The 1,744-nt window shown below is 41.9% G+C and carries 1 protein-coding gene; it reads left to right on the top strand.

The genetic code is table 11. From position 1 onward, the window contains the following. Positions 1-1,744, top strand: a 1,744-nt coding sequence (locus tag ACYVRA_RS06380; protein WP_461251913.1) for a non-ribosomal peptide synthetase, incomplete at both ends; no start/stop codon positions are given.

The raw sequence follows: 1,744 nt of genomic DNA, 5'->3' as shown, positions 1-1,744 counted from the left end.
ATCCTCATGTATAGCGTATCCGTTTTTAAACAAAACAATTGATTTTCTTAAAGACAGAACCCCTACTTCAATTCAGGCGGCTTGCCAGAAAATTGGCGTAACGCACATGGTGTCCGTTCCATTACTCATAAACAATCTTAAAAACGGAGTATTACGGAAAATACGCAACGAAGAGCCAAAAAAAGAAAAACTTTTAAATATGCTTATAAAGATAAGTCTTTTTATTCAAAAAATCGCGCCAAAAACGGGAGATTTTTTTGTAAGGAAACATATTACGAAATCAGTTATTAAAAAACTGTTTGGCGACACGTTTGCCTGGATTTGCGTAGGCGGGACGCATGTTCCTTCCGATTCGCTAAAATTTATTAATGGCCTTGGCCACATCGCGACTATTGGCTATGGAATGACCGAATGCGGCATCATCGCGTTTGAGCCGGGAACTGTTTTCAGGAAACGGATTGACGGCACGACAGGGCCTCTCATGCACGGCTTTATCGGTAAAATTGTAAACACTGACGGCAATGAGACGGATACTGGGGAGCTTCTTCTTAAAGGAACGTCAATGCACTCGGGAAAAATGCAAAATGGCGAAATGATCTCTTCCGATGTTGATGAAGACGGATGGCTTCATACCGGAGATATTGCGCGTTTTGTAAATGGCTCTCTTGTTATTGAAGGCCGTTTAAAAGAAGTAATATTGAACGAATCGGGAGAAAATATTTATCCCGACGAGCTTGAAGATTATTTTGACGATCTTTCAAACCTTGTAAAAAGATATTGCGTACTGGGGATAAATAGCAATGGCAATGAAAAGATAGCCATTGTTGCCGAAGTGAATGACGGCGCCGACAATGAAAAATGTTTTGATGAAATTTCACGTATTATAAATTCTGTTAACGGTCAGCTTCCCTTCCTGAAAAGGATAAAATTAATTTTTGCGGCAAAAGAGCCAATGCCTCTCGCAAACGGAATGAAAGTGCGCCGTCAAAAACTAAAGGAAATGATCGAGAATAATAAATTTCCGGTAACGGAAATTCAAATGAACATAAGTTCATCGCCTACAATCGCCGCGAATAAAATAGAGAAAAATGAAGGCGGTAAAAACTCAGGACGCGAAAAATCGGAATTGGACGGTAATTTTGAAAACATAAAAGAACAGGTAATACAATGTTTTGCCGAAGTCCTGGATACGACGACTGACAAAATTGGCGATGACATGCGCTTTGTTGAAGACCTCGGAGGGGACAGCCTTGACAGTCTTGAATTGCTGGCAATGGCGGAAGCGCGGTTCGGCATGATGATTGAAGAATCGGATTATTTAAAATGCAGAACAGTTAATGACGTAAGCCGCCTAATATATGAAAAAATTACAGGGTCGTTACCAGGACAAGAATCACACGGCGGAGCGCGGATTGTCCATGCGGATAAAGCGGCCGCGCGTCATGCTGAGAATGTAATCCCTATAACAAAATTTGTTGATTCGCCTGAGTATAAATCTTTTGAAGCGCGGCTTGATTCATTGAAAAAATCAAAAAATCCGTATTATATTCCCCACGACAGCGCCCTTCGCGACACCTCTATTGTTATGGGCAAAGAAGTTATAAATTTCGGTTCTTACAACTATTTAGGCCTTAGCGGCCATCCGCAAGTGTCACAGGCGGCAATAGACGCTATTAACAAACTTGGCACGTCTGCCAGCGGAAGCCGCCTGCTTGCCGGAGAAAAGACGCTTCATCGGGAACTT

Source organism: Treponema sp. R8-4-B8, assembly GCF_054786175.1.
Note: the sequence above shows the minus strand (reverse complement) of the source record. Positions and strands in the feature narration are given on the sequence as shown.